Here is a 23,592-nt window from a genome sequence, read left to right on the forward strand (position 1 = left end):
TATAATTTTAGAAACCGAAAAATTATCGATTGGTTATCACAACAAAAAAGAAGATCTAATTCTTTTTTCTGATGTAAACCTGTCTATAGAAAAAGGAAAACTGATAACTATTCTGGGTAAAAATGGAATAGGGAAATCTACGCTATTAAAAACACTTTCTAAGGTTCACAAACCAATATCTGGCGAAGTTTTACTGAATCAAACAAACATTAAAAATTTTTCAGAGAAAAAAATAGCTAAAAAATTAAGTTTAGTGTTAACAGAAAAATTGCCAGAGAGCCAATTAACAGTTTATGAAATTATTGCTTTAGGCAGACAGCCTTACACCAATTGGATTGATACACTCTCTGATATTGATATTGAAAAAATAGAGACTGCCATCAAAAATACAGAAATAGAACACCTTAAAAACAAGTATTTTTATCAATTAAGTGACGGTCAATTACAAACAGTTTTAATTGCAAGAGCCTTGGCACAAGATACCGAGATTATTATATTAGACGAACCTACTGCTCATTTAGACATGCATCAAACACTAAAAGTTTTTTCTTTATTAAAAAAATTAGTCACAAAAACTCAAAAAACGATCATTATATCATCACATGAAATTAATTTAAGTATTCAATTAGCAGATCAAATTATTCTTTTAAATGATCAATTTATAACCTCGGGATCTGCTGAAGAATTGACTAAAAACAATGCATTTGATAATTTATTTCCAAAAAATCTTATTAAATTTAACAAAACCTTACAACAATTTGTAATCAACAAAAGTTAAATTTGGAGTTATTTTTATTTAAACAACTATATTCTAAAACCAATGAAAAAATTATTTTACCTTTTTGGCTTATCAATTTTTGTAGGCTGTTACACTGTTAAAAACAATACAGAAAAAGACAACAATAAAAATTATGCTGCAAAATATGCCTCTACAATTACTGCAGAAGACCTAAAAACTCATTTATACATATTTGCTTCTGATGAGTTTGAAGGAAGAAATACAGGTGAACTAGGGCAAAAAAAAGCAGTTAATTATTTAAAAGACTTTTATGTAAATCAAAAAATTGCCTCTCCGTTAGGTAAAGACGATTATTTTCAGGAAGTATCATCAGAATGGTTAAATAAAAATGCACGTAGAGGAACATTAAAAGACTCAGAAAATGTTTTGGCTTTTATCAAAGGTTCTGAAAAACCAGATGAAGTTATTGTAATTTCTGCCCATTTAGATCATGAAGGTGTAAAAGACGGAAAAATTTACAATGGTGCAGATGACGATGGCTCTGGATCTATGGCTATTTTAGAAATAGCAGAAGCATTTAAGAAAGCGGTAAAAGACGGAAGAAGTCCTAAAAGATCTATTTTATTTTTACATGTTACCGGAGAAGAAAAGGGTTTATTGGGGTCTAAATATTATACAGAAAACCCAACATTCCCTTTAGCAAACACCGTTTGTAATTTAAATATCGATATGATTGGTAGAATTGATGAAGCGCACGCTTTAGATACTAATTATTTGTATTTAATTGGTTCAGATAAGTTAAGTACAGAGTTGCACGAAGTATCAGAAGAAATGAATACGAAGTACACCAATATTAATTTAGACTATACTTATAATGATGAAAACGACCCAAATCGTTTTTATTACAGATCTGACCATTACAACTTTGCAAAACACAATGTACCCGTAATTTTTTATTTTAATGGTACTCATGAAGATTATCATAAGCCTTCAGACACACCAGACAAAATTGAATACGACTTATTAGCAAAAAGAACCCAATTAATATTTTACACTGCTTGGGAAATTGCCAATAAAGAAACCAGAATTATAGCTGACAAAGCCGAATTAACGGAGTAAAAACAGCTTTATAATTAGAAAAAACACCTCATTATTAATGAGGTGTTTTTTATTGATTAAAAGTAAAAATACTTACTCTTCCGATTTAAGTAAGGCTGGAAACTTTTTCTTAAAACGATTTAATCTTGGTATCGAAACTGCTTTTACATAAGATTGATTTGGGTTTCTACGCTCAAAATTTTGATGATATTCTTCCGCTTTGTAAAACTTTGTAAACGGCATTACTTCTGTAGCAATTTTACCATCATAAATATCTTTATTAAGTTTACTAATAGCATTTTTTATAATATTCTTTTCTTGATCAGAGCTGTAAAATGCTATTGATCTATATTGAGAACCATAATCTGGATGCTGACCGTTTACCGTTGTTGGATCATGAGAACCAAAAAATACAGTTACTAGGGTTTTAAAAGACACTATTTCTGGATTGTAATAAACGGCTACAGCTTCTGCATGGCCTGTATTACCAGACCCTATTGATTGATATGTTGGGTTTTTCGTAAATCCGCCAGCATAACCAGAAACAGCCTCTTCTACACCAATAACACTCTCAAAAATAGCTTCTACACACCAAAAACAACCGCTCGCAAAATAAGCAACTTTAAGTGTTTGCGTTGTCTGTTTATCATCAATAATATCATTTACCGAAGGAGTCGAAAATGAAAAAGTATTGAAAGAAAAAAAGATAAAATTTACAATTAATAAAGATTTAAAAACGTTCATTTATTTATAATTTATAAGGGGTTCAATTAATTTTACAATTACCACCTAAAAAGGTATATTTATTGATTTACAAAGATAGTCGTATGAAATGGCTATTATTTACAAGTTGTTTACAACTTTCACCTTTTGTTAAGAAACCTTTTTGCTTAAAACCTTTTAGATAGCTATTTTTGTTAAACAATTGGATAAATAAATTTATCTCTTTTGAGTGCCATCGAAAATCTATTATAGTTATCGTCGGTTCTTAATCAAAATTTTATAATACTAAATATTTTAATGGAGCATTTTATAGTATCAGCACGTAAATATCGTCCTCAAAATTTCGAGGATGTTGTTGGGCAACAAGCCATAACAAATACGTTATTAAAATCTATAGAAAACAACCATTTAGCACAAGCACTATTGTTTACTGGGCCAAGAGGTGTTGGAAAAACATCTTGTGCAAGAATACTAGCAAAAAAAATAAATCAACAAGATGCAGAAATTGCTGCTGATGAAGATTTTGCTTTTAATATTTTTGAACTAGATGCTGCCTCTAATAATTCTGTTGATGATATTAGAAGTTTAACAGAACAGGTTCGCATACCTCCGCAAACGGGTAAATATAAAGTGTATATTATTGATGAGGTACACATGTTATCTCAAGCGGCTTTTAATGCTTTTTTAAAGACATTAGAAGAACCACCTGCACATGCAATTTTTATATTAGCAACAACAGAGAAACATAAGATTATTCCTACAATTTTATCGAGATGTCAAATTTTTGATTTTAAACGTATCGGTGTTTTAGATGCTAAAAATTATTTAAAAGTAATTTGCGAAAAAGAAGAGATTACGGCAGAAGATGATGCCCTGCATATTATTGCTCAAAAAGCAGATGGCGCAATGAGAGATGCACTTTCTATTTTTGACAGAGTTGTTTCTTTTTCTGGAAAAAACTTAACAAGAGAAGCGGTTACCGAAAACTTAAACGTTTTAGACTACGAAACGTATTTTAATATGACTGATTTGGTTATAGAAAATAAAATACCTCAAGTTTTAAATGCTTTTAACACCATTCTATCAAAAGGATTTGAAGGTCACCATTTTATAAACGGATTGGCAAGTCATTTTAGAGATTTACTAGTCGCTAAAGATAAGGCTACTTTAAATTTATTAGAAGTGGGCGATGCTGCTAAGAAAAAATATCTAGCACAGGCTACAAAAGCAACCATTCCTTTTTTAATGCAAGCCATAAACAAAGCTAACGATTGCGATTTAAATTTTAAAACGAGTAAAAACCAGCGATTACTTGTAGAATTAACTCTAATGCAAATTGCCTCTATCACTTTTGATGGAGAAAAAAAAAAGAGCAATAACTACATAATTCCCGCTACTTTCTTTCAATCTCTGTCTCCCGCTAAAAAATTAAAAGATGAGGTAAAATCGATTGAGAAAAAAGATATAAAAATTACAGCTTTAAAAACTCAAGTACCACCTCCATCATTAAAAAGTCCTGTTTTAAAAAGTGCTCAAAGAAGAACTTCTTCTTTATCCTTAAAGAGTATTCATCAGAAAAAAGAAGAAAAAAAAATAACTTCTGAAGAAAATTTTGACAACCATCCTAAAGATATATTTACAGAACAAACCCTTCAGGATTATTGGAAAAAATATATTGCTATTTTAAATGAAAAAGGAGAACGAAGTATGGCGTCTATTGTTGGCACAGATGTTCCGCTACTAAAAGATAATTTTAAAATTACTTTTACCGTACCAAATAAATTAATGAAAGATCAGTTTAAAAAAGGGAGACCTAAAATTTTAAACTATTTAAGAAAAGAATTAAATAATTATGGTATTTCTATTGAAGTTATCTTAAATGAAACTGTAGAAAAAAAGTTTGCATACACACCTCAAGAAAAGTACAATAAGTTAAAAGAAAAAAACCCTCTTTTAGACAAATTAAAGCATTCTTTTGAGTTGGATTTATAAGCCCACTACTCCATTTTTAGTTTTTTTCCTAAATAAGAAAGCGTTAAATTTTCTTTAGTCTCTTTGGTTTTTTCAAACTCTGGTATTAAATAAATTCCTTTTCCTTTTTCTATAAATAATGGTATCGATTTTTCTTCTTTAGAAAGTAAAAACAACACATTATTATAAGCAGCTTCATCCTTAATTTCAACCTCCATAATCTCAGGATTTTCTCTGTACGCCTCACTTAAATTAATATAATCATCATTAGGTGTAAAAAAGTGTTGTCTTTCTTGTGTAGAAGCATCTAAGATCTCTTTTGAAGAAGCCAATTTGTAAGAACCATGTTCTCCAAAAGCCTTTGAAAATCTATTTAATGCATACTTGTTTACCATATCACTACCGGTTATAGCAATTAAATAACCAACATCATTCAACTCTATATTGTCCGTTAAATCTTCATCGTAAATATCTACTTTTAAAGCTTCTAAATCGTTCTTTTTAGCTTGTTCTATAAAATTGTGATTAGAATCTATTAGAATGATACGTTTTCCTTTCTCCCTTAAATAATTTGCAATAATTCTTGCAGGATCAGAAGCACCAACAAACAAAATAGCGTCTGAGCTTTTTAAGAAAACACCTACCATTTTTGCAAACAATCTTGCTGTAGTTGCGTTTAAAAGCACGGTTCCTAAAACAATCATAAATACCAATGGTGTTATATATTCTGCACCTTCTACCCCTTGTTTTAAAAGCTTACTACCAAATAATGAAGCAATACCCGCCGCAACAATACCTCTTGGACCTACCCAACTTATAAATAACTTTTCATTAAATTTTAACTTTGAATTGAATGTACTAATAAAAACTGCCAAAGGTCTAATTACAAAAACTACAATGGCAAAAAGTGCCGCTGTTTTCCAGGTATACAACAACATTAAGTCTTCTATATTGATGTTTGCTGCTAGTAAAATAAATAAAATTGAAATCAATAAAACACTAAGCGATTCTTTAAAATACAGTAATTCTTTTAAATTTTTTAAGTTACCATTACCTAAAACCATACCCATTACTACTACTGCCAATAAACCAGACTCATGTGCAAAAAGTTCAGATTCTACAAACACCAATAAAACCGTAGACAAAGAAACTACATTTAATAAATAATGCGGAATTAATTTTTTATTGATTGCATAAGCCAAAGCATGTGCAAACGTAAAACCAAAACTAGTACCGAATAGTAAAATTTTACCAAACTCCATTAAAGCTGTTTTGGTAAAGCCGCCGCCACCGCCAACACTAATAAATTCGAACACCAAAACCGCCACCAAAGCACCTATTGGATCTATTAAGATTCCTTCCCATTTTAAAACGGTAGAAACATCTTTCTTTAAAGGAATATTTCTAAGAATTGGTGTAATTACGGTGGGACCAGTAACAATAATTAGCCCTGCAAAAAGAAAAGAAATTTCCCAACCTAAATTAAAAACTTCATGAGCAACAATACCTGCACCAAAAAAAGTAATGGCAGAACCTACTGTAATTAGTTTTGTAATAACAGGTCCAACATTTTTAATTTCACTTCTTTTTAGGGTTAAACCACCTTCAAAAAGGATGATACTTATTGCCAAAGAAACAAAATAATACAAAGAATCTCCAGGAAATAAACCTTTGGTACCATTCCAGACGGGTTCTATCCATTTAGAACCATCTTCACTTAAATATGCAGCAGCAATTGGCCCAACTAAAAGTCCAATTAATATTAATGGTAAGATTGCCGGAATTTTAAATTTCCAAGCAACCCATTGTGCCAATATTCCTAAAATAATAATTCCTGCAAGTTCTAACATAGTCACTTTTTAAATCTTTGGGGAAGTTATAAAAAAATAAGAAAACAGTACTATTCTTCTTCAAAATAATGCCTAATTTTGTAGAAATTTAGGAAACTTTACAATGTTAGGATTACAATTTGAAACCGAAACTTCTTGGGCAGAAATTGCCAAAGTAAATTTAGAGCAAATATTAACAGATCATGCTTTTTTAGAACAAAAAGCAGCATCTAATGCCGTGTCTATTATTATCAATTATTCTGAAGAAACAGCGTTGGTAAAAGAAATGAGCAATATTGCCATTGAAGAAATGCAACATTTTAAAATGGTTCACCTACTAATGGTAAAGCGCGGAATGGTTTTAGGGCGTGAACAAAAAAATGATTATGCCATTCGTCTGCAAAAGTTTTTTAAGAAAACTGGTGATAGAACAGATGCATTGGTGCAACGTTTATTAATTGCCGCTTTAATTGAAGCAAGAAGTTGTGAACGTTTTAAAGTATTTTCTGAAAATATGGAAGATGAAGAATTGTCTAAATTTTATAAAAATTTAATGATTTCTGAAGCAGGCCATTATACTACTTTCTTAAAATTTGCCCGCGAATACCAAGATCGAGAAATTGTAGATCAAAAATGGAATGCTTTGCTTGCTTTTGAAGCTGAAATGATGCGAGAACGTGGTCATTTAGCTAAAATTCATGGATAATTGATAGTGGTTTGTAAAACTAAAAAAAGAACTAATTTAAAATTATGTTTTCTAAAGAAGAAGCAGCTAAATTGCGAAAAGAATTTTGGACTAGTTTTGGAAAATCTTTTCCGAGAAAATGGCTACTATACAATACTAAAATAAAAGGAGTTGCTTTTAAATTTGTTGCAGATAGAAAAAAAGCAATGGTTTGTTTAGATATTGAAAACCCAGATGAATTGGTAAATCTATTGTATTATGACCAACTCCTTTCTTTAAAAACGATACTAGAAACCGACATCCCTGAAGTAATTTTTGATGATGAATACCTTTTAGAAAGTGGCAAAACAATTCACAGAATCTATGTGCCTTATCTTAACAAATTTAGTGTTTACAATAAAAATTCTTGGAGAGACTGTTTTGAATTTTATGTAAAAGTTATGCCTAAGTTTGAACTGTTTTTTTATGAATATGAAGATATTATTAAAAACATATAATTTCTTAACAATCAACTACTACTTAACTCTCTTTATGCCTGCAAACTAGCACGCGTTAAGGATTGTAGCATTTGTTTGAGCTCTCCCGATTTTTCGGGAAGCGAGTGCGTAAAGCCTGACCACGCTTTTTTGCGTGGTAACGCCCAAAAAATATTTTAAATCTGGATGCTTAAAAGAATAGCTTGACTGATCTCTGTGACCCGTTTTAATGGTATTTAAATTCAAGTAAATTAGGTAATAAAAAGTTAATTTGAATGCATTTTTACACGAAGCAAAAAAATGTTTGCGTATTTTTGCACCATGATTAAAAATGATACAATTGTTGCGCTGGCAACTTCTTCTGGCGTTGGTGCTATTGCTGTAATTAGACTTTCTGGAGACCATGCGATTGGTATTGTTGATACTTTTTTTAAATCTGTTAGAAAAGGAAAATCATTAAAAACACAGAAAACACATACCATACATTTAGGGCATATTGTTAAAGATGGTTCAATTATAGACGAAGTTTTGGTGTCGGTTTTTAAAAATCCGAATTCATATACTGGTGAAGATGTTGTTGAAATTTCTTGTCATGGATCTAGCTTTATTCAGCAAGAAATTATTCAGTTATTTCTTGAAAATGGTTGTAGAATGGCAGATAATGGCGAGTTTACCATGCGTGCGTTTTTAAACGGAAAAATGGATTTGAGCCAGGCTGAAGCTGTTGCTGATGTAATTGCATCTAATTCTGCGGCAAGTCATCAAATGGCAATTCAACAAATGCGCGGTGGTATAACCAACGAACTAAAAGAATTGCGTGTACAATTGCTAGATTTTGCTGCTTTAATTGAGCTAGAACTCGACTTTTCTGGTGAAGATGTTGAATTTGCTGACAGAACAAAATTTATAGAGTTGGTTTCTAAAATTAGCTTTGTTTTAAAACGATTGATCGATTCTTTTGCTTTTGGAAATGCGATGAAAAATGGAATTCCGGTTGCCATTATTGGAGAGCCAAACGTTGGAAAATCTACTTTATTAAATACACTTTTAAATGAAGAGAAAGCCATTGTTTCTGATATTGCTGGTACCACACGCGATGCCATTGAAGATGAAATGATTATTGATGGCGTAGCTTTTAGATTTATTGATACTGCAGGAATTAGAGAAACTGAAGATGTTGTAGAAAGTATCGGAATTAAAAAAGCATATGAAAAAGCAGAAAATGCGCAACTGATTATTTTCTTAATAGACGCCAATAAATTTTCGTACGCTAGTGAAGATTTTATCGAAGAAATTAAAACAATTAAAGAACGTTTTCCTAACAAACGTTTGTTAGTTATTGCTAATAAAACAGACACCATTAGTTGTCATGATTTGGCTGTCTTACAGTCTGAAATTGAACCCTTAATTTTACTTTCTGCAAAGCAAAAAACAGGTATTGAAGAATTAAAAGCGGAATTAACTGCTTTGGTAAATATTGGTGCTTTAAGTAATAACGAAACTATTGTTACCAATTCACGTCATTTTGAAGCTTTAAATAATGCCTTACAAGCAATTAATTCTGTTAAAGAAGGGATTGATTTAGAAATTTCTACCGATTTATTTTCTATTGATATTAGAGAATGTCTTCGCCATTTAGGAAATATTACCGGAGAATATGATGTTGACAAAGACATACTTGGACACATATTTGGTAATTTTTGTATTGGGAAGTAATAAAGTAAAATAAAGGAAGTCAAAAGAAAACAAAAGTCTTTAAATCAGTATTTTAAAACAAAATACTTTGAGGTTCTTTTCTTTTAATTTACTTTTATAGGATAATTATGGACACCAGAATCCACCTCAAAATAGATTTTTTAATAGAGGTGTAATTAAGGTTGTACTTTGTAATAATTCTGAAAACGATTCTTTATATTACAATTTTAAATACACAGGTAAAAATTGGAAATCAATTGAACCTGATACTTTTGACCTGATAAATAATTTTGATGAAATTAAGAACGGTAAAATTAAGGATTGATTTAAAAAAGAAAATGAAAGAAATAGAAATTATAAAACAGAAAGCAAGTTTCTTAAACAATTTAAGTAATAATGAAGATAAGCTTTTTGAATATATTAATAAAAATAAAGAAAATTTAGATGAAGTTATAATTCAGTATAAACCAGAACGTGAATTTAGACCTGTAAATACTTTACGTTTTTTAATTGCAAACGAATTAAAAAAAGGTAATACTGTAACTAAAATAGTAGTAAAAGAACTAAAAAAAGCAATAGAAAATAGAAATGTTTCAGCATATTTTAATTTAACGGAATCAGTAAAGCAAAGCATGGATAACTATAAGGATAGTAAAAGTGGTATGTTTCCTAACTGGAGTCATACCTTTAAAATATTATTCCCTTTTATTCATAATTCATCAGAAAACAATAAAGTAAAAACATTACTTAATCAATTAGCAGATGAAATAATTAATACTAATAATTTAGAAAATGTTACAAAACATATAGTCAGTTTTCAAGGCTCTCAAAATTATGGTTCTGATAATGTTTGGGTTGCCATTATACCTAAATCATCGCCAAGCGTTCAATATGCATATCAACAATTTTTTATTGTAAATAAAGACGGACTATCTGGTGGTATTCACAAAGGACACAACCTTATAGAACAACAATTTGATGATCAAAATTTTAGCTTTAACATTTGGGAAGATTATCTAGAGCATTCAATGCAGATAAAAGAAGAATGGTCTCAATTAAACTCTGAAATAAATTTCATTTTTATAAAAGACGAAAAAGAGTTTGAAAAAACGATTCGAAAATTAAACCCTACTGCATTAATAAATTATTTTAACATACTAGATAAATTAAAAGAAGACCTAGATATACAAGACGAAGAAAAATTAGTCTTTAGTATAGCAAAAAACCGTTTAAGTTTTCAAATAGGAAAACGGTATTGCTTAAATTTAAATAAAGAAACTTTTGACTATATATCTAATAAAGATTCAGTAACTGTTAATGGTAAAAGAGAAGTTTTTTCTGGTGAAGAAATAGCTTACTTGTACAATGACCGAAAGTTTGAAGAAGTTATAGATAATTTAGAAGAAATAAAATTTGCAGTAGAAAATGAAATTGAAAGAGACAATCATGCACTAGCAAAAATTTATGATAATTCTGCCTTTAGAAAAGCTTTATTTGATAAAGAGTATCGCAAAAAATTTATCAAAAAAAAAGAATTAAAGATGAGTAATAAAAAATATTGGGCTTTAGGATTTAATTCTAACTCAGAAAGGTTAGAAACTTTTAAAAAGGAAAGTTACTGGCAAGCTATAGATTATACTAAAGGCGATACAAGAAAGGCTGCAATAAGAGCAAGAAAACTATTTAAAGAAATTCAATCTGGCGATTATATTATAATAAAAGGTTATGGCGGATCTCATGATTTAGTAATTCATTATAAAGCCGAAGTTCTATCAAAAGATAATGAAACAGAACGTTTAGAATTAAAAAAAATAGACGGATCTCTATATAAAGGAAAAGCACCTAGAGGAAATGGAGCTGGTAATTGGCATGAAACAATACTTTTAGTTAAGCGTGAAGAAGACATCAAATTATTATTTGGACAGGAAATGGAAAATGTTAAAAAAGAATTTATCAATTGGTTAATCAGTAAACCTAAATCAAACTATTTTAATAATGATGAAGAAACCTTAAATAGATATTTAGATACTTATAACACCTATTTTGAAATTGATCTTTTTGAAGCATCTAAATTAAACTATAAAACCATTATTGAAACGATCGATAAAGTAGCTTATCAAGATGAAAAAAGTGCTTTTTTTAAATTTAGTGATGGAGAAAGTACGCATAGACCTAGAGCTATTTTAGGGAAAACAAATTATTATCAATTTTTAGAATATAAATTTAATACGTCGCAAGTGACTAGTAGTAAAACTAAATTAAACAAAGCGCCTATAAATCAAATACTTTTCGGCCCTCCAGGTACTGGAAAAACTTACGCAACTATATCTAAAGCTGTTGGCATTGCAAATCCTAGTTTTAACTTAAATCAAGATCGTGCAAAAATTAAAAGTGAATACAAAAGATTAGTTGATTTAAATCAAATTGTATTTACAACATTTCATCAGTCTATGAGTTATGAAGAATTTGTAGAAGGTATTAAACCACAAACAAAAGATGATATAGTAACGTATGACATTGAAGAAGGAATCTTTAAAAAAATATGTGCAGACGCAGAACTTTATAGCACAGACAAAGTCGCTTCTGTTTCTGAAAGGGTAGATTTAGATAAAAGAATAAAGAAATTAAGAGATGAGTTAGAGCAGTCTGAAAATTCAGAGATTGAAATTGCAATGACAAAAACTTCGTATCATATTACATCAATAACAGAAAAGCATATTAAGTTTAGAAAAGCCTCTGGAGGTACAGGTCATGATTTAGTAATTGATACTTTAAAAGACTTAGCACTTGGCGAAAGAGATATTATTGGAGGTTTAAGGCCTTATTACGATTACTTAATTCAGTATTTAAACATCTATAACATAACTGACGAAATCATTGAAGAAAATAAGCCTTTTGTTTTAATAATAGATGAAATAAATAGAGGAAATGTCTCTCAAATATTTGGAGAACTTATTACTTTAATAGAAAAAGATAAGCGTTTAGGAGAAGATGAAGCTTTAAAAGTAAAATTACCATATAGTAAAACTAAATTTGGAGTCCCCCAAAACCTTTATATTATTGGCACAATGAATACTGCTGATAGAAGTATCGAAGCTTTAGATACGGCATTAAGAAGACGTTTTGTTTTTGAAGAGACACCTCCAAAACCAAGTTTATTGAAAACAGTTGGAAAATCTGGAGAACGAAAAGGTATTATAACTTTAAAAGATAATAATACTGTTGACTTAGAAACCTTACTTACCACAATTAATAATCGTATTGAAAAACTAATTGATAAAGATCATAAAATAGGGCACTCATACTTCTTGAAAGTAAATTCAGAAAAAAGCTTAAAAAAGGCCTTTAAAAACAAAGTAATTCCATTATTAGAGGAATACTTTTTTGGTGACTTTGGCAAAATTGGTCTTGTTTTGGGTGATTCATTTATAGATAGAAAAGATGAAGTATTTAATTTTTCGCAATTTAAACACTATGATTCTGATATTATTGAAGATCTAAAATCTAAACCAATCTTTAAAATTAATAATGATAACCTTTGGGATTTTAAAGCAATATAATGCTAAAACCTATACAAGTTTTCGAATTTGAAAGACTCGTTGCTTCTGATACTTCTTTTTTTAAAACGGAAGCATTGGGTAAAAAAGTAATTGATAAACTTTGGCAATTTAATGATGCTAATAAAAATATTTATTTTGAAGCCATTAGAAATGGTGTGAAATTTAAAAACTATGTTGGTGTTATACAAATTGGTACCGTTACTATTGAAATTCTTCCAAAGGCAGACAAACATTTACCAACAGAAGATGATAAAGGACAATGGCATACAGTTTTATTAAAAATGTTAGCTAAATGTAAGAGAGTAAAAATAGATTCAGTATCTAAGGCTTCCTTAAAAAAACGTCATCATTCATTATTAGACTTGTACTTCGATTTGTTTTTAGATGAAGTAAATATGCTTATAAATAAAGGGTTAATAAAACAATATAGAAAAGAAAGTGGAAATGTATTAGCTTTAAAAGGAAGACTTGAATTTTCTAAAAATGTACAACATAATTTAGTTCATAAAGAACGATTTTACACGAATCATCAAGTGTATGATTATAGCCACTTAATAAATCAAATACTACTTAAAGCATTATTAACGCTAAAAAATATTTCAAATAACATTTCTATGAATGATCGAATTGAAAGAGTGTTAAGTTATTTTCCAGAAGTAAAAGAAATCAATATTAATAAATCTCATTTTGACAAACTCACTGCCAATAAAAAAACAATAGATTACCAAGAAGCTATTAAAATTGCTAAAATGATATTATTAAACTATTCGCCAGACATTAAAGGTGGTAGAGAAAATATGCTAGCTTTATTATTTGATATGAATATGCTTTGGGAAGAATACGTATATAGAATGTTGGCAAAAATTCAAACAGACACATTAAAAGTAAAATTCCAAAACAGAAAACAATTTTGGGAAACTAAAGTGATAAAACCAGATATTGTTATCGAAAAAACTGAAGAAGACAGAACCGTTTCTACATATGTTATTGATACCAAATGGAAAGTTATCGACCCTAAAAAACCAAGTGATAATGATTTGAAACAAATGTATGCCTACAACATGTATTGGAATGCATCAAAAAGTATGTTACTATACCCTACTTCTGTTGATTTGAATACAGATTTTGGTGATTTTCATAAAGGTAGAACAGAAGAAAATCAATGCAAATTAGGATTTATTAAGGTTATGGATAATAACACACTAAACATGAGTATTGGCAAAGATATTCTGAATTTACTTGATATTGAGTAATAATCGTTAGCTTGTAACAGATCTTACCTCACTATGTCTTTGTACTTCCTTATCTCAAATCTTTACTTGTTTCATTTTGTTAAGTTGGTTTAAAACACATATAAATTAACTCAAAATAAGAAGTGAGCTATAAAAATAAATATATAGCCCAAATTTTCATTATATTTGAGCTATAAAAATCATATTTATAGCTCATGGTATATAAAAATTGGAATTGGTTACACAAAGAATGGCCAAATTTTACTTACAACAAAGAGTCTCTTGAACAATTAGAAATGCAATTTTCTAAAAACTCAGGGCTTGTATTAGGTGCCATAAAACATATAGAAGGGGTCTCAAAAGATGATTTATTAGTAGAAATACTTAGTGAAGAAGCTATAAAAACTTCAGAAATTGAAGGAGAAATTTTGAATAGAGAAAGTGTACAATCTTCCATTAAAAAAAATCTTGGTTTTGCTACGGACAAAAGAAAAATAGCACCTGCAGAACTTGGCATTTCTGAAATGATGGTTGATTTGTATCATCACTTCAATCAACCATTAAGTCATAATCTACTGTTTAATTGGCATAAAATGTTAACCAATGGTAGAAGAGATTTAACAAATATTGGAAGCTATAGAACACATACAGATCCAATGCAAGTTGTTTCTGGTAGACTTGATAGACCCAATGTTCATTTTGAAGCTCCTCCCTCGGACAAGGTACCTATTGAAATGGAACAATTTATTTTATGGTTCAATAAAGTTCATCATCCAAATAATACAAATATATTACCACTTGCAAAAGCTAGCATTACGCATTTATATTTTGTATGTATTCATCCTTTTGAAGATGGAAATGGAAGAATTGCTAGAGCATTAGCTGAGAAATCTATTGCCATCAGTTCTAAACAGCCAACATTAAGTTCATTATCACACACCATAGAAGGTAATAGAAAAATGTATTACACGTCACTTGAAACAAACAATACAACTTTAGAAATTACCAACTGGTTACAATACTTTAGTGAAACTATTTTAAATGCTCAAGAAAATACTTTAAAACGTGTAGATTTTATTGTAGAAAAAGCAAAGTTTTTTGAACGATATAAAAATCAATTAAACGAACGACAATATAAAGTATCGTTAAGAATCTTTGAAGCTGGATATACTGGTTTTATAGGTGGATTAAGTGCCGAAAAATATACTAAAATTGCTAAAACATCTGCTTCCACCGCTACTAGAGATTTAAAAGATATGGTGGATAAAGGTGTTTTAACAAAAACAGGAACCTTAAAAAGCAGTCGTTATGAATTGAATATAAAAACCATTTAATTTTATATTTTTCTTCTTTTACTTGACTAAATCAATCAAAAGAAGACAAAACACTACACCAAAACTCCACCCAACACCCTCAAACCCCTTTAAAATAAAGGATTATTACATATTGTATTAGTAAATAAAAATGAAATGTCCTTGTAATCCATCTAAGTTGTATTTTAACTGTTGTAAAAAAGCACACCAGAATATACTTTCTGTAACTACACCAGAAGAATTAATGCGCTCTAGATATAGTGCTTTTGTGATGGGGAATATTGACTATTTACAAATAAGTCATCATAGCAGTACAAGACCTAATAAAGCTGAAAAAAAAGAAATATTAGCTTGGACAAAATCTGTAGAATGGATAAAATTAGAAGTGCTAAATAAGACAGAAAACACGGTAGAATTTAAAGCTTACTTTTATGAAAATGGAATGTTAAATGTTATACATGAAAATTCCTTATTTGTACAAGAAAAGAACCATTGGGTATATAAAGAAGCACAATAGATGCATGAAGTTTTTTAAGTTTTCCTTAAAAAAATTATACACTAATGACAACCAACCACAGTTGATACAGCTTCACTATTTATTGGTACTGGAGAAATATAAGGAATACCTAGCCCCAAACCTCTTAAAATAAATAGCACTCCAATACATACTACAAAAACAGGTAATAATTTTTGGATATTTTTTCTAAAAGCACCTTTGGTAAAGTTTCCTAAATAAACAACAGATGTCATTAACGGAATGGTGCCTACACCAAATAAAAACATATACAAACTACCCGAAAATATATTTGTAGTAGCCAACGCGCCAAAGACAGCCATATACACTAAACCACAAGGTAAAAACCCGTTTAAAAAACCAATGGTAAAAAAAGTATCGTTTCTTTTGTTTTTTAACTCGCTACCCAATCTGTTTTTTAAATTGGATACTATGCTTGTTATTTTTGAAGAGAAATTTACTTTTTTTAAAAGTTTAGGAAATAAGATAAAAACAATCATTAAAACACCTACAAGAATAGATATTTGTTGCTGAAAACCAAACAAGAAAAAACCTTTGCCTAAAAAACCAAAAAGCAATCCTATAAGACTATAAGTAAACAATCTGCCTAAGTGATAATTTAAAAGTTGAAAAAAACCTTTTGTCTTATTTTTTCTATCAATTGGTAACATAAAAGCAATAGGCCCACACATACCAACACAATGAAAACTACCCAGCAAACCAAAAAGTAACGCAGATAAATACATTAATAAATAATTTCTTTTTTTAAGAGGTACGCTTTGTCTTTATAATTAAAAGTAATGTTTATGTTCCAACGACCATCTACTAAACGTTTCTCAGGCACGAGCAAATATGTGTTAGAAATTGAAATAGGTATTTCAAAATCTAACTGTTTATTAGATGGTCTGTATAGGAACACTTTTCCTTTTATTTCATTTGCTTTTAGCTCTTCTGGAAACACTATTTGAAGTCCATTTTTAGCTCTATTAATTGTAAATTTTCCTTTTAATTCTTTGACATTAATTTCTGCATCAATTTCATCTTGAAACCCCAATTCTTTTTTGTAGTATTTCTCGGTCACTAAATCATGACTAAACTGATGATTAGTACTCATGGTAATTACAAAATATAAGATAAAAGATATAAAACCTATGATAGCAATTACAATTCCTGTTCCCCAATTAAATTTCATAATTTCTAGTTTTTGATACTAACAGCCTAGCTTTATTTATAACTTCTAGGTCCTAAAAAATTAGTTGTTGTTGTTTCTATTAATCTATTGCCGCTATATACCTCTATTTTTAATTGATCTTTGTCACTTTTTAAAGCTGCTGAGGGCAATTCGATAAACAAAGTACCTTCTGCCAAACCTTGTTTTGGTATTGTAAAATTATGGTTTGATACTAATTTTATAACGCCTTTATGAGACACTAATTTATAGCTAACATCTAGTATATCTTTTGTTGTTTTATTGATTACCTTGTAAGTGTATACATTACTAATAATATTGTTTTCTTTTTGTTGATATAACTGCCCTGGTAACCTTAAAATAGTTGCCTCTACATCATTTCTTAAAAATAACATTCCGATTAAAACACCTACTAAAATTAGTAATACTGAAGAATATCCTTTTATTCTTGCTGAAAACTCAAAAGGCTTCTTTTTTGCAATAGCATCTTCACTTGCATACCTAATCAATCCTTTTGGCAAACCAACACTCTCCATTATATGATCGCACTCGTCAATACATGCCGTACAATTTACACATTCTAGCTGCGTACCATTTCTAATATCTATACCTGTTGGGCAAACTACAACGCATTGTTTACAATCTATGCAATCTCCTTTACCTAAGGCTTTTCTATCTTCATTTTTTTTGAATTTAGACCTACCTTCTTCTCTTTCTCCTCGCTTATAATCATAGGCTACATTTATTGTTTTGTTGTCTAATAACACACCTTGTAATCGTCCGTAAGGACAAGCTATAATACAAACCTGCTCTCTAAACCAAGCAAATACAAAGTAAAAAACAGCGGTAAAAATAGTTAATGAAATAAGGGTTTTGCTATTATCTAACGGATTACCAGTTATGTAGGTTATTAAAGTATCGCCACCTATTAAATAAGCTAAAAAGACGTTGGCAATTAGAAACGAAATCACAAAGAAAATAAACCATTTTAACAGTCTTTTTCTTATTTTTTCTGCATTCCAGGGTTGCTTGTCTAAACGAATTTGTTTTCCACGATCACCGTCTATCCAATACTCTATTTTTCTGAACACCATTTCTAAAAAAATGGTTTGCGGACAAATCCATCCACAGAAAATACGACCGAAAATTACAGTAAAAAGAATCACAAAAACGACACCAACAATCATTGAAATCACTAAAAGGTGAAAATCTTGTGGCCAAAACGGAAAACTAAAAATATTAAACTTACGCTCTAAAACATTAAATAATAAAAACTGATTGCCATTAATTTTAACAAAAGGTGCCGAAAGTAGAAAAGCCAATAAAAAGTAACTTACCAGACTTCTATACTTATAATACTTACCACTTGGTTTTTTAGGAAAAACCCAAGAACGCTTTCCTTCTGCATTAATAGTACCAATACTATCTCTAAATGTTTCGTTGTTGGTTTTTTTCATTGTTAACTACTAAAATTACTATTCTTCTTTTTCTTTCTTAGAATCTTCCCATATTTCTCCTTGCGGTGCTTTGCTTGTAGCTGGTATTGTGCCTTGCAAAGACAACACATAACTAGACACTTTTGCCATGTCTGCTGCCTTTAGTGTTTTGTTCCAAGCTATCATACCCTTACCATCTCTACCACCATTTGCAACGGTGTTAAAAACATTTTTGATACCTCCACCTAAAATCCAATATTTGTCTGTAAGATTTGGCCCGATAGATCCTCCTCCATCAGCTAAATGACAAGAAGCACAATTTAAATTAAATACTGCTTTACCTCTTTTTAAATCTGTTGGTGCTGTTAATAGGGTTACATTTTCTGCTGTAATTAAATCGGTTGCTGTAGCCTTGTATATACTTACATCTCGTTTCGCTTGAGCCACTGCATTCTCATATTCCATAATTTGCGAATCGCCATCTAGCACATGAAATCTTACCAAATAAACAACTGCAAAAACAATTGTAGCATAAAACATATACACCCACCAAGGTGGTAACGTATTGTCTAATTCTTTAATGCCATCGTAATTGTGGTCTAAAATAATTTCTTCTTCCTGATCTATGTGTTTTGCTCTTGTCCATTTTGACAATAGTTTTTTAACCCAAGCATCACTTTCTTCTGGTACAATACCCTCTTTTTCATTTTGAAGTAATCTAGCTTTATTTACAGCCAAGACATTTACTACTTCTTTAAGCACTATTACCAATACAAAACCTATTAATGCTAACCACACTAGTGGATTTTCATAAACACTAAATGGATTTTCGTATACCATAAACGCTTTTGAAAGAGCTATAAATGTTGTGATTACAAAAATTACATATATTGTAGATTGAAACGTTCTTTTCATTTTTTTAAGCTTTATTATTAATCTAACGGTATGTTACTTACTGTTTTTATATAGTCTTTTTTAGCTGTAAATACCCACCAAAATAGAACTACAAAAAAGGTAAAGAATATAATTAACGATAACATTGGGTAAATCTCTATTCCTGAAATACTCTCTAAATGTCCTTTTAAAAATTTAAACATGCTTTTTAGTTTTTAGAAATTTTTTGTTCATCTTTTACTTTTATATCTGTCCCTAAACGTTGTATGTATGCAATAACAGCAGTAATCTCTCTATTTTTCATTTCTACAAAGGTTTCGCCATTTTCTTCTGCATATTTTTTATCTGCATCGTAATTTTTAGCAAAATCTGGATCTGCATATAAATTAGCTTCAATTGCGGCACCTTGTGCTAACATGTGTTGTGGTGCATTGGCAATTTCTTCTTCAGAATAAGGCACTCCTAAAGAAACCATTACCCTCATTTTATCTTGCGTAGAAGATTTATCTAATTCATTTATAATTAACCATTTGTATGAAGGCATAATAGATCCTGGTGATGTACTTTGAGGGTCATACATGTGGTTTAAGTGCCAACTATCGTTGTATTTTGCTCCTACTCTATGCAAATCTGGCCCCGTACGTTTACTTCCCCATAAAAAAGGATGATCGTATACAAACTCTCCAGCTTTAGAATATTCTCCGTAACGTTCTACTTCACTTCTAAAAGGCCTTACCATTTGTGAGTGACAACCTACACATCCTTCTCTTATATAGATATCTCTACCTTCTAACTCTAAAGGGGTATAAGGTTTAACACTACTAATGGTAGGAATATTAGATTTTACCAATAACGTAGGTATAATCTGTATTGCGCCTCCTATTAAAATAGCAATTGTTGCGTAAATAGTTAATTTTATAGGTTTACGCTCTAACCAAGTATGGTATGCCTCGCCTTTTGTTCTGTATTTTGGTACTTTAGTTAATGCAGCGGCTTCTGCCAATTCATCTGTAACATTGCTACCTAATTTTACAGTTCTAATAACATTGTACAACATTATTAAAGCCCCAATAATATACATGGTACCACCAATGGCACGCATCCAATACATCGGTATAATTTCGTTAACAGTTTCTAAAAAGTTACCATACATTAAAGAACCGTCTGGGTTAAATTGTTTCCACATAGATGCTTGTACAAAACCTGCAACATACATTGGTAAAGCATATAAAATAATACCTAAAGTACCTACCCAAAAATGGACATTTGCTAGTGCTACAGAATACAATTTTGTTTTAAACAACCTTGGTATCATCCAATACAACATACCAAATGCTAAGAAACCATTCCATGCCAGTGCACCTACGTGAACGTGTGCTATAATCCAATCAGAAAAATGTGCAATTGCATTTACATTTTTTAAAGACAACATTGGTCCTTCAAAAGTTGCCATACCGTAGCCTGTTATTGCTACTACCATAAACTTTAAAACAGGATCTGTACGAACTTTATCCCAAGCACCACGTAATGTTAGCAATCCATTAATCATACCTCCCCAAGAAGGTGCAATTAACATTACAGAAAACGCTACTCCTAAGTTTTGTGCCCATTCTGGTAAAGAAGTATATAATAAATGATGAGGCCCAGCCCAGATATAAATAAAGATTAAAGACCAAAAATGGACAATAGAAAGCTTGTAAGAATATACAGGCCTGTTAGCTGCCTTAGGTACAAAATAATACATTAACCCTAAAAACGGAGTGGTTAAAAAGAATGCCACAGCATTATGCCCGTACCACCATTGTACCAATGCGTCTTGCACACCTGCATACACAGAATACGACTTTAAAAAACTTACAGGCAATGCCAAACTATTAAAAATATGTAAAACTGCAACGGTAACAAAAGTTCCTAAATAAAACCAAATTGCCACATACAAATGACGTTGCCTTCTTTGTAAGATTGTCCAAATCATATTAAACCCAAAAGCAACCCAAACCACTGCAATTGCAATATCTATTGGCCACTCTAATTCTGCATATTCTTTAGAAGAAGTATATCCTAAAGGAAGTGTAATTGCTGCTGCAACAATAATCGCTTGCCAACCCCAAAAATTAAAGTTACTTAAAAAGTTACTTGCCATTCTTGCTTTTAGCAATCGCTGAAGCGAATAATACACCCCCGCAAAAATTGCATTCCCTACAAATGCAAAAATTACAGCATTTGTATGTAAAGGTCTTAAACGACCAAAACTTAACCAAGATATACCTTCGGTATAATTTGGAAAAATAAACATAAAGGCCAACATAAGCCCAACAGACATACCAACAATACCCCATAATAAGGTTGCATAAATAAATTTCTTAACGATTTTGTTATCGTAATAAAATTGCTGCATTTCCATAATTTAAAATTTAATCTTTTGTTTGTTTTTCTATTTTATCAATCACAAGTTCGTCATCAAACAGCATTCTTACAGAAGGTGTGTAAGCATCGTCATACTGTCCGTTTTTTACGGAATAAATAAATGCAATAAAAAATACAATTGCCACTAGAATACTTAGTGTTAGCAGTAGGTATATTACGCTCATATCTTGCCTGATAATTTTAATACATCAAAAATACTATGCTTGCTATTCTTAAAATATGACAATTATCATGTTTCTTAATTTTGTGTTAATTAGTTTTATTTTTTTTACACAGTTTGTTATTTCGTAAGAATCTTTAACGGAATATTTACTATTATTTGAAACACTTACTGAGTGACAAACTGAATGGAAACATTACTAATTAAAACACTTAAAACCAATAATTCGAAATGACAGGTAAATAAAAATTCTACAACTAAATCGTCATTGAAAACAATTGTGTTTTTGGTTTATTTTTAAGCAAATGCATATCAAAAGCCATACAGATATTTCTTACATATGGTCTTGCATGCTCTGGTATTATTAGTGTTTTTTCTTTTCTATCAATAGATACCAAACCATCATTTTCCATTTCTTTTAGCAACTCTAAATGTTCTTCAATAGTAGCTATTTGACTATTTTCTTCTTTCCAAGAAGTCTTAAAATGACACATCATATTTAAAATATGTTTTCTAATAATACAATCTTCTTTCGATAACAAATGTCCTCTAAAAATTGGCAGCTCGCCCTCTGCAACAATTTGCTGATATTCTTTTACTGTTTTTACATTTTGTGCAAATGCATACCAAGAATCTGAAATTGCAGACATACCCAAACCAATCATTAATTGTGTTTTATTTGCGGTGTAACCCATAAAATTTCTATGCAAAGTTTTCTCTTTTGTTGCTGTATACAAACTATCTGTTTTTAGGGCAAAATGATCCATGCCTATTTCTTCATATCCCAATTCTGAAAACAACGATTTACCTATTTCATAAAGCGCTCTTTTTTCTTCATCTTTTGGCAAATCTAAATCGCTAAAACCCCTTTGACCAACTCCTTTTACCCAAGGTACATGCGCGTAACTGTAAAATGAAATTCGGTCTGGCTGCAACTCTTTGGTTTTGTTTATGGTATGAATTACATTTTCTTTGGTTTGATGTGGCAATCCAAAAATTAAATCGTGACTTACAGAAGTATATCCAATTTCTCTAGACCATTTTGTTACTTGTGCAACCGCTTCAAAAGGCTGCACTCTATGTATGGCTTCTTGTACTTTTAAATTGTAATCTTGTACACCAAAACTAACTCTTGTAAAACCAGAATTATAAAGTGTTTGCAACTGCTCTTTAGTGGTATTATTTGGATGTCCCTCAAAACTAAACTCGGCTTTTGAATGTTTTTTTGCGTTTTCAAAAATACCATCCATTAAGTATTTTAAATTTTCTTTAGAAAAGAAAGTGGGCGTTCCGCCACCCAAATGCAGTTCTTTTATAATAGGAATTTCTGAAACCAAGGCAACATACAATTTCCATTCTTTTAAAACCGTTTCTATATATTCTTCCTCTACTTCATGTCGTTTTGTAATGTGTTTGTGACAAGCACAAAACGTGCACAAACTCTCACAAAAAGGCAGATGAATGTATAAACTAATTCCTTCTGTACTATTGGTTTCTTTAAATGATTGCTTAAAAGAGGCAATCCAATCTTTTTTAGAGATGCCTAATTTATTCCAGTAAGGTACTGTTGGGTAACTAGTATATCTTGGTCCCGGTATATTGTATTTTTGAATAAGTGATTTCATTTTTTATTTTTTTTATCTAGAACGCA

At 30.3% G+C, this 23,592-nt stretch carries 20 protein-coding genes; 10 read left to right on the plus strand and 10 right to left on the minus strand.

Translation table 11 applies throughout. The features are described 5' to 3' along the window. Positions 1 to 79: 79 nt before the first annotated feature. Complete coding sequence (locus Q0678_RS02375) at positions 80 to 778, plus strand: ABC transporter ATP-binding protein (RefSeq protein WP_367181482.1); 699 nt, start codon at positions 80 to 82, stop codon at positions 776 to 778. A gap of 42 nt (positions 779 to 820) precedes the next feature. After that, a complete protein-coding gene (locus tag Q0678_RS02380) occupies positions 821 to 1,858 on the plus strand; it encodes a M28 family metallopeptidase (protein WP_299053324.1) in 1,038 nt (345 codons plus the stop codon). 72 nt (positions 1,859 to 1,930) lie between these two features. On the opposite strand, the gene msrA is transcribed toward Q0678_RS02380, so the two are convergent. Then, on the minus strand, positions 1,931 to 2,581 hold the full coding sequence (gene msrA / locus Q0678_RS02385) for a peptide-methionine (S)-S-oxide reductase MsrA (RefSeq protein ID WP_299053326.1): 651 nt from the start codon (positions 2,579 to 2,581) through the stop codon (positions 1,931 to 1,933). A gap of 276 nt (positions 2,582 to 2,857) precedes the next feature. Between msrA and dnaX the strand changes: the two genes are divergently transcribed. Further along, positions 2,858 to 4,552, plus strand: a complete 1,695-nt coding sequence (gene dnaX, locus Q0678_RS02390) for a DNA polymerase III subunit gamma/tau (RefSeq protein WP_299053329.1) — start codon at positions 2,858 to 2,860, stop codon at positions 4,550 to 4,552. A gap of 5 nt (positions 4,553 to 4,557) precedes the next feature. Here the strand turns inward: dnaX and Q0678_RS02395 are convergent, their stop codons facing one another. Continuing rightward, positions 4,558 to 6,381: a sodium:proton antiporter gene (locus Q0678_RS02395; protein WP_299053332.1), complete on the minus strand. Its 1,824-nt coding sequence runs from the start codon at positions 6,379 to 6,381 to the stop codon at positions 4,558 to 4,560. A 103-nt stretch (positions 6,382 to 6,484) separates the two neighbouring features. Between Q0678_RS02395 and Q0678_RS02400 the strand changes: the two genes are divergently transcribed. From Q0678_RS02400 to Q0678_RS02430, 7 genes are all read left to right on the plus strand, one after another. Next, positions 6,485 to 7,066, plus strand: a complete 582-nt coding sequence (locus tag Q0678_RS02400; RefSeq protein WP_299053335.1) for a tRNA-(ms[2]io[6]A)-hydroxylase — start codon at positions 6,485 to 6,487, stop codon at positions 7,064 to 7,066. A gap of 44 nt (positions 7,067 to 7,110) precedes the next feature. Next, positions 7,111 to 7,542, plus strand: a complete 432-nt coding sequence (locus Q0678_RS02405) for a DUF4268 domain-containing protein (RefSeq protein WP_299053338.1) — start codon at positions 7,111 to 7,113, stop codon at positions 7,540 to 7,542. A 300-nt stretch (positions 7,543 to 7,842) separates the two neighbouring features. Beyond that, on the plus strand, positions 7,843 to 9,237 hold the full coding sequence (gene mnmE / locus Q0678_RS02410; protein WP_299053770.1) for a tRNA uridine-5-carboxymethylaminomethyl(34) synthesis GTPase MnmE: 1,395 nt from the start codon (positions 7,843 to 7,845) through the stop codon (positions 9,235 to 9,237). Positions 9,238 to 9,554: 317 nt separating this feature from the next. Continuing rightward, positions 9,555 to 12,776 (plus strand): AAA family ATPase, encoded by a 3,222-nt coding sequence (locus tag Q0678_RS02415; RefSeq protein WP_299053341.1) that lies wholly within the window; start codon positions 9,555 to 9,557, stop codon positions 12,774 to 12,776. Beyond that, positions 12,776 to 14,029: a restriction endonuclease gene (locus Q0678_RS02420; RefSeq protein ID WP_299053344.1), complete on the plus strand. Its 1,254-nt coding sequence runs from the start codon at positions 12,776 to 12,778 to the stop codon at positions 14,027 to 14,029. The genes Q0678_RS02415 and Q0678_RS02420 overlap by 1 nt, the downstream gene beginning before the upstream one ends. Positions 14,030 to 14,223: 194 nt before the next feature. Then, positions 14,224 to 15,342, plus strand: a complete 1,119-nt coding sequence (locus Q0678_RS02425; protein ID WP_299053348.1) for a Fic family protein — start codon at positions 14,224 to 14,226, stop codon at positions 15,340 to 15,342. A gap of 130 nt (positions 15,343 to 15,472) precedes the next feature. After that, positions 15,473 to 15,838, plus strand: a complete 366-nt coding sequence (locus tag Q0678_RS02430) for a YchJ family metal-binding protein (RefSeq protein ID WP_299053351.1) — start codon at positions 15,473 to 15,475, stop codon at positions 15,836 to 15,838. Positions 15,839 to 15,879: 41 nt separating this feature from the next. On the opposite strand, the gene Q0678_RS02435 is transcribed toward Q0678_RS02430, so the two are convergent. The 8 genes from Q0678_RS02435 to hemN all read right to left on the minus strand — a co-directional run bounded on the left by Q0678_RS02435 (position 15,880) and on the right by hemN (position 23,566). Continuing rightward, positions 15,880 to 16,581 carry a sulfite exporter TauE/SafE family protein gene (locus tag Q0678_RS02435; protein WP_299053354.1) on the minus strand — a complete coding sequence of 234 codons (702 nt, stop codon included), beginning with the start codon at positions 16,579 to 16,581 and terminating at the stop codon, positions 15,880 to 15,882. After that, positions 16,581 to 17,027: a FixH family protein gene (locus Q0678_RS02440; protein WP_299053357.1), complete on the minus strand. Its 447-nt coding sequence runs from the start codon at positions 17,025 to 17,027 to the stop codon at positions 16,581 to 16,583. The genes Q0678_RS02435 and Q0678_RS02440 overlap by 1 nt, the downstream gene beginning before the upstream one ends. 32 nt (positions 17,028 to 17,059) lie before the next feature. Then, the gene (gene ccoG, locus Q0678_RS02445; RefSeq protein ID WP_299053360.1) at positions 17,060 to 18,481 is read right to left on the minus strand and encodes a cytochrome c oxidase accessory protein CcoG; all 1,422 of its coding nucleotides are present in this window, start codon (positions 18,479 to 18,481) and stop codon (positions 17,060 to 17,062) included. Between the two features lie 18 nt (positions 18,482 to 18,499). Then, positions 18,500 to 19,375, minus strand: coding sequence for a cbb3-type cytochrome c oxidase N-terminal domain-containing protein (locus Q0678_RS02450; protein WP_299053362.1), 876 nt, complete (start codon positions 19,373 to 19,375; stop codon positions 18,500 to 18,502). 17 nt (positions 19,376 to 19,392) lie between these two features. Then, positions 19,393 to 19,557: a CcoQ/FixQ family Cbb3-type cytochrome c oxidase assembly chaperone gene (locus tag Q0678_RS02455; protein WP_299053365.1), complete on the minus strand. Its 165-nt coding sequence runs from the start codon at positions 19,555 to 19,557 to the stop codon at positions 19,393 to 19,395. A 5-nt stretch (positions 19,558 to 19,562) separates the two neighbouring features. Then, a complete protein-coding gene (gene ccoN / locus Q0678_RS02460) occupies positions 19,563 to 21,758 on the minus strand; it encodes a cytochrome-c oxidase, cbb3-type subunit I (RefSeq protein ID WP_299053369.1) in 2,196 nt (731 codons plus the stop codon). Between the two features lie 10 nt (positions 21,759 to 21,768). Further along, a complete protein-coding gene (gene ccoS / locus Q0678_RS02465; protein ID WP_299053371.1) occupies positions 21,769 to 21,945 on the minus strand; it encodes a cbb3-type cytochrome oxidase assembly protein CcoS in 177 nt (58 codons plus the stop codon). Positions 21,946 to 22,198: 253 nt separating this feature from the next. Then, complete coding sequence (hemN, locus tag Q0678_RS02470) at positions 22,199 to 23,566, minus strand: oxygen-independent coproporphyrinogen III oxidase (protein WP_299053374.1); 1,368 nt, start codon at positions 23,564 to 23,566, stop codon at positions 22,199 to 22,201. Positions 23,567 to 23,592: the final 26 nt, after the last annotated feature.

The sequence above is a fragment of the uncultured Polaribacter sp. genome, assembly GCF_947497125.1.
Lineage (GTDB): Bacteria > Bacteroidota > Bacteroidia > Flavobacteriales > Flavobacteriaceae > Polaribacter.

Coding starts and splice junctions, on each gene's coding strand:
- Q0678_RS02455 (WP_299053365.1), bottom strand. CDS start 19,557: ATGTTTAAATTTTTAAAAGGACATTTAGAGAGTATTTCAGGAATAGAG.
- Q0678_RS02430 (WP_299053351.1), top strand. CDS start 15,473: ATGAAATGTCCTTGTAATCCATCTAAGTTGTATTTTAACTGTTGTAAA.
- msrA (WP_299053326.1), bottom strand. CDS start 2,581: ATGAACGTTTTTAAATCTTTATTAATTGTAAATTTTATCTTTTTTTCT.
- hemN (WP_299053374.1), bottom strand. CDS start 23,566: ATGAAATCACTTATTCAAAAATACAATATACCGGGACCAAGATATACT.
- mnmE (WP_299053770.1), top strand. CDS start 7,843: ATGATTAAAAATGATACAATTGTTGCGCTGGCAACTTCTTCTGGCGTT.
- ccoS (WP_299053371.1), bottom strand. CDS start 21,945: ATGAGCGTAATATACCTACTGCTAACACTAAGTATTCTAGTGGCAATT.
- ccoG (WP_299053360.1), bottom strand. CDS start 18,481: ATGAAAAAAACCAACAACGAAACATTTAGAGATAGTATTGGTACTATT.
- Q0678_RS02440 (WP_299053357.1), bottom strand. CDS start 17,027: ATGAAATTTAATTGGGGAACAGGAATTGTAATTGCTATCATAGGTTTT.
- Q0678_RS02405 (WP_299053338.1), top strand. CDS start 7,111: ATGTTTTCTAAAGAAGAAGCAGCTAAATTGCGAAAAGAATTTTGGACT.
- Q0678_RS02380 (WP_299053324.1), top strand. CDS start 821: ATGAAAAAATTATTTTACCTTTTTGGCTTATCAATTTTTGTAGGCTGT.
- Q0678_RS02400 (WP_299053335.1), top strand. CDS start 6,485: ATGTTAGGATTACAATTTGAAACCGAAACTTCTTGGGCAGAAATTGCC.
- Q0678_RS02395 (WP_299053332.1), bottom strand. CDS start 6,381: ATGTTAGAACTTGCAGGAATTATTATTTTAGGAATATTGGCACAATGG.
- dnaX (WP_299053329.1), top strand. CDS start 2,858: ATGGAGCATTTTATAGTATCAGCACGTAAATATCGTCCTCAAAATTTC.
- Q0678_RS02450 (WP_299053362.1), bottom strand. CDS start 19,375: ATGAAAAGAACGTTTCAATCTACAATATATGTAATTTTTGTAATCACA.
- Q0678_RS02415 (WP_299053341.1), top strand. CDS start 9,555: ATGAAAGAAATAGAAATTATAAAACAGAAAGCAAGTTTCTTAAACAAT.
- Q0678_RS02435 (WP_299053354.1), bottom strand. CDS start 16,581: ATGTATTTATCTGCGTTACTTTTTGGTTTGCTGGGTAGTTTTCATTGT.
- ccoN (WP_299053369.1), bottom strand. CDS start 21,758: ATGGAAATGCAGCAATTTTATTACGATAACAAAATCGTTAAGAAATTT.
- Q0678_RS02420 (WP_299053344.1), top strand. CDS start 12,776: ATGCTAAAACCTATACAAGTTTTCGAATTTGAAAGACTCGTTGCTTCT.
- Q0678_RS02425 (WP_299053348.1), top strand. CDS start 14,224: ATGGTATATAAAAATTGGAATTGGTTACACAAAGAATGGCCAAATTTT.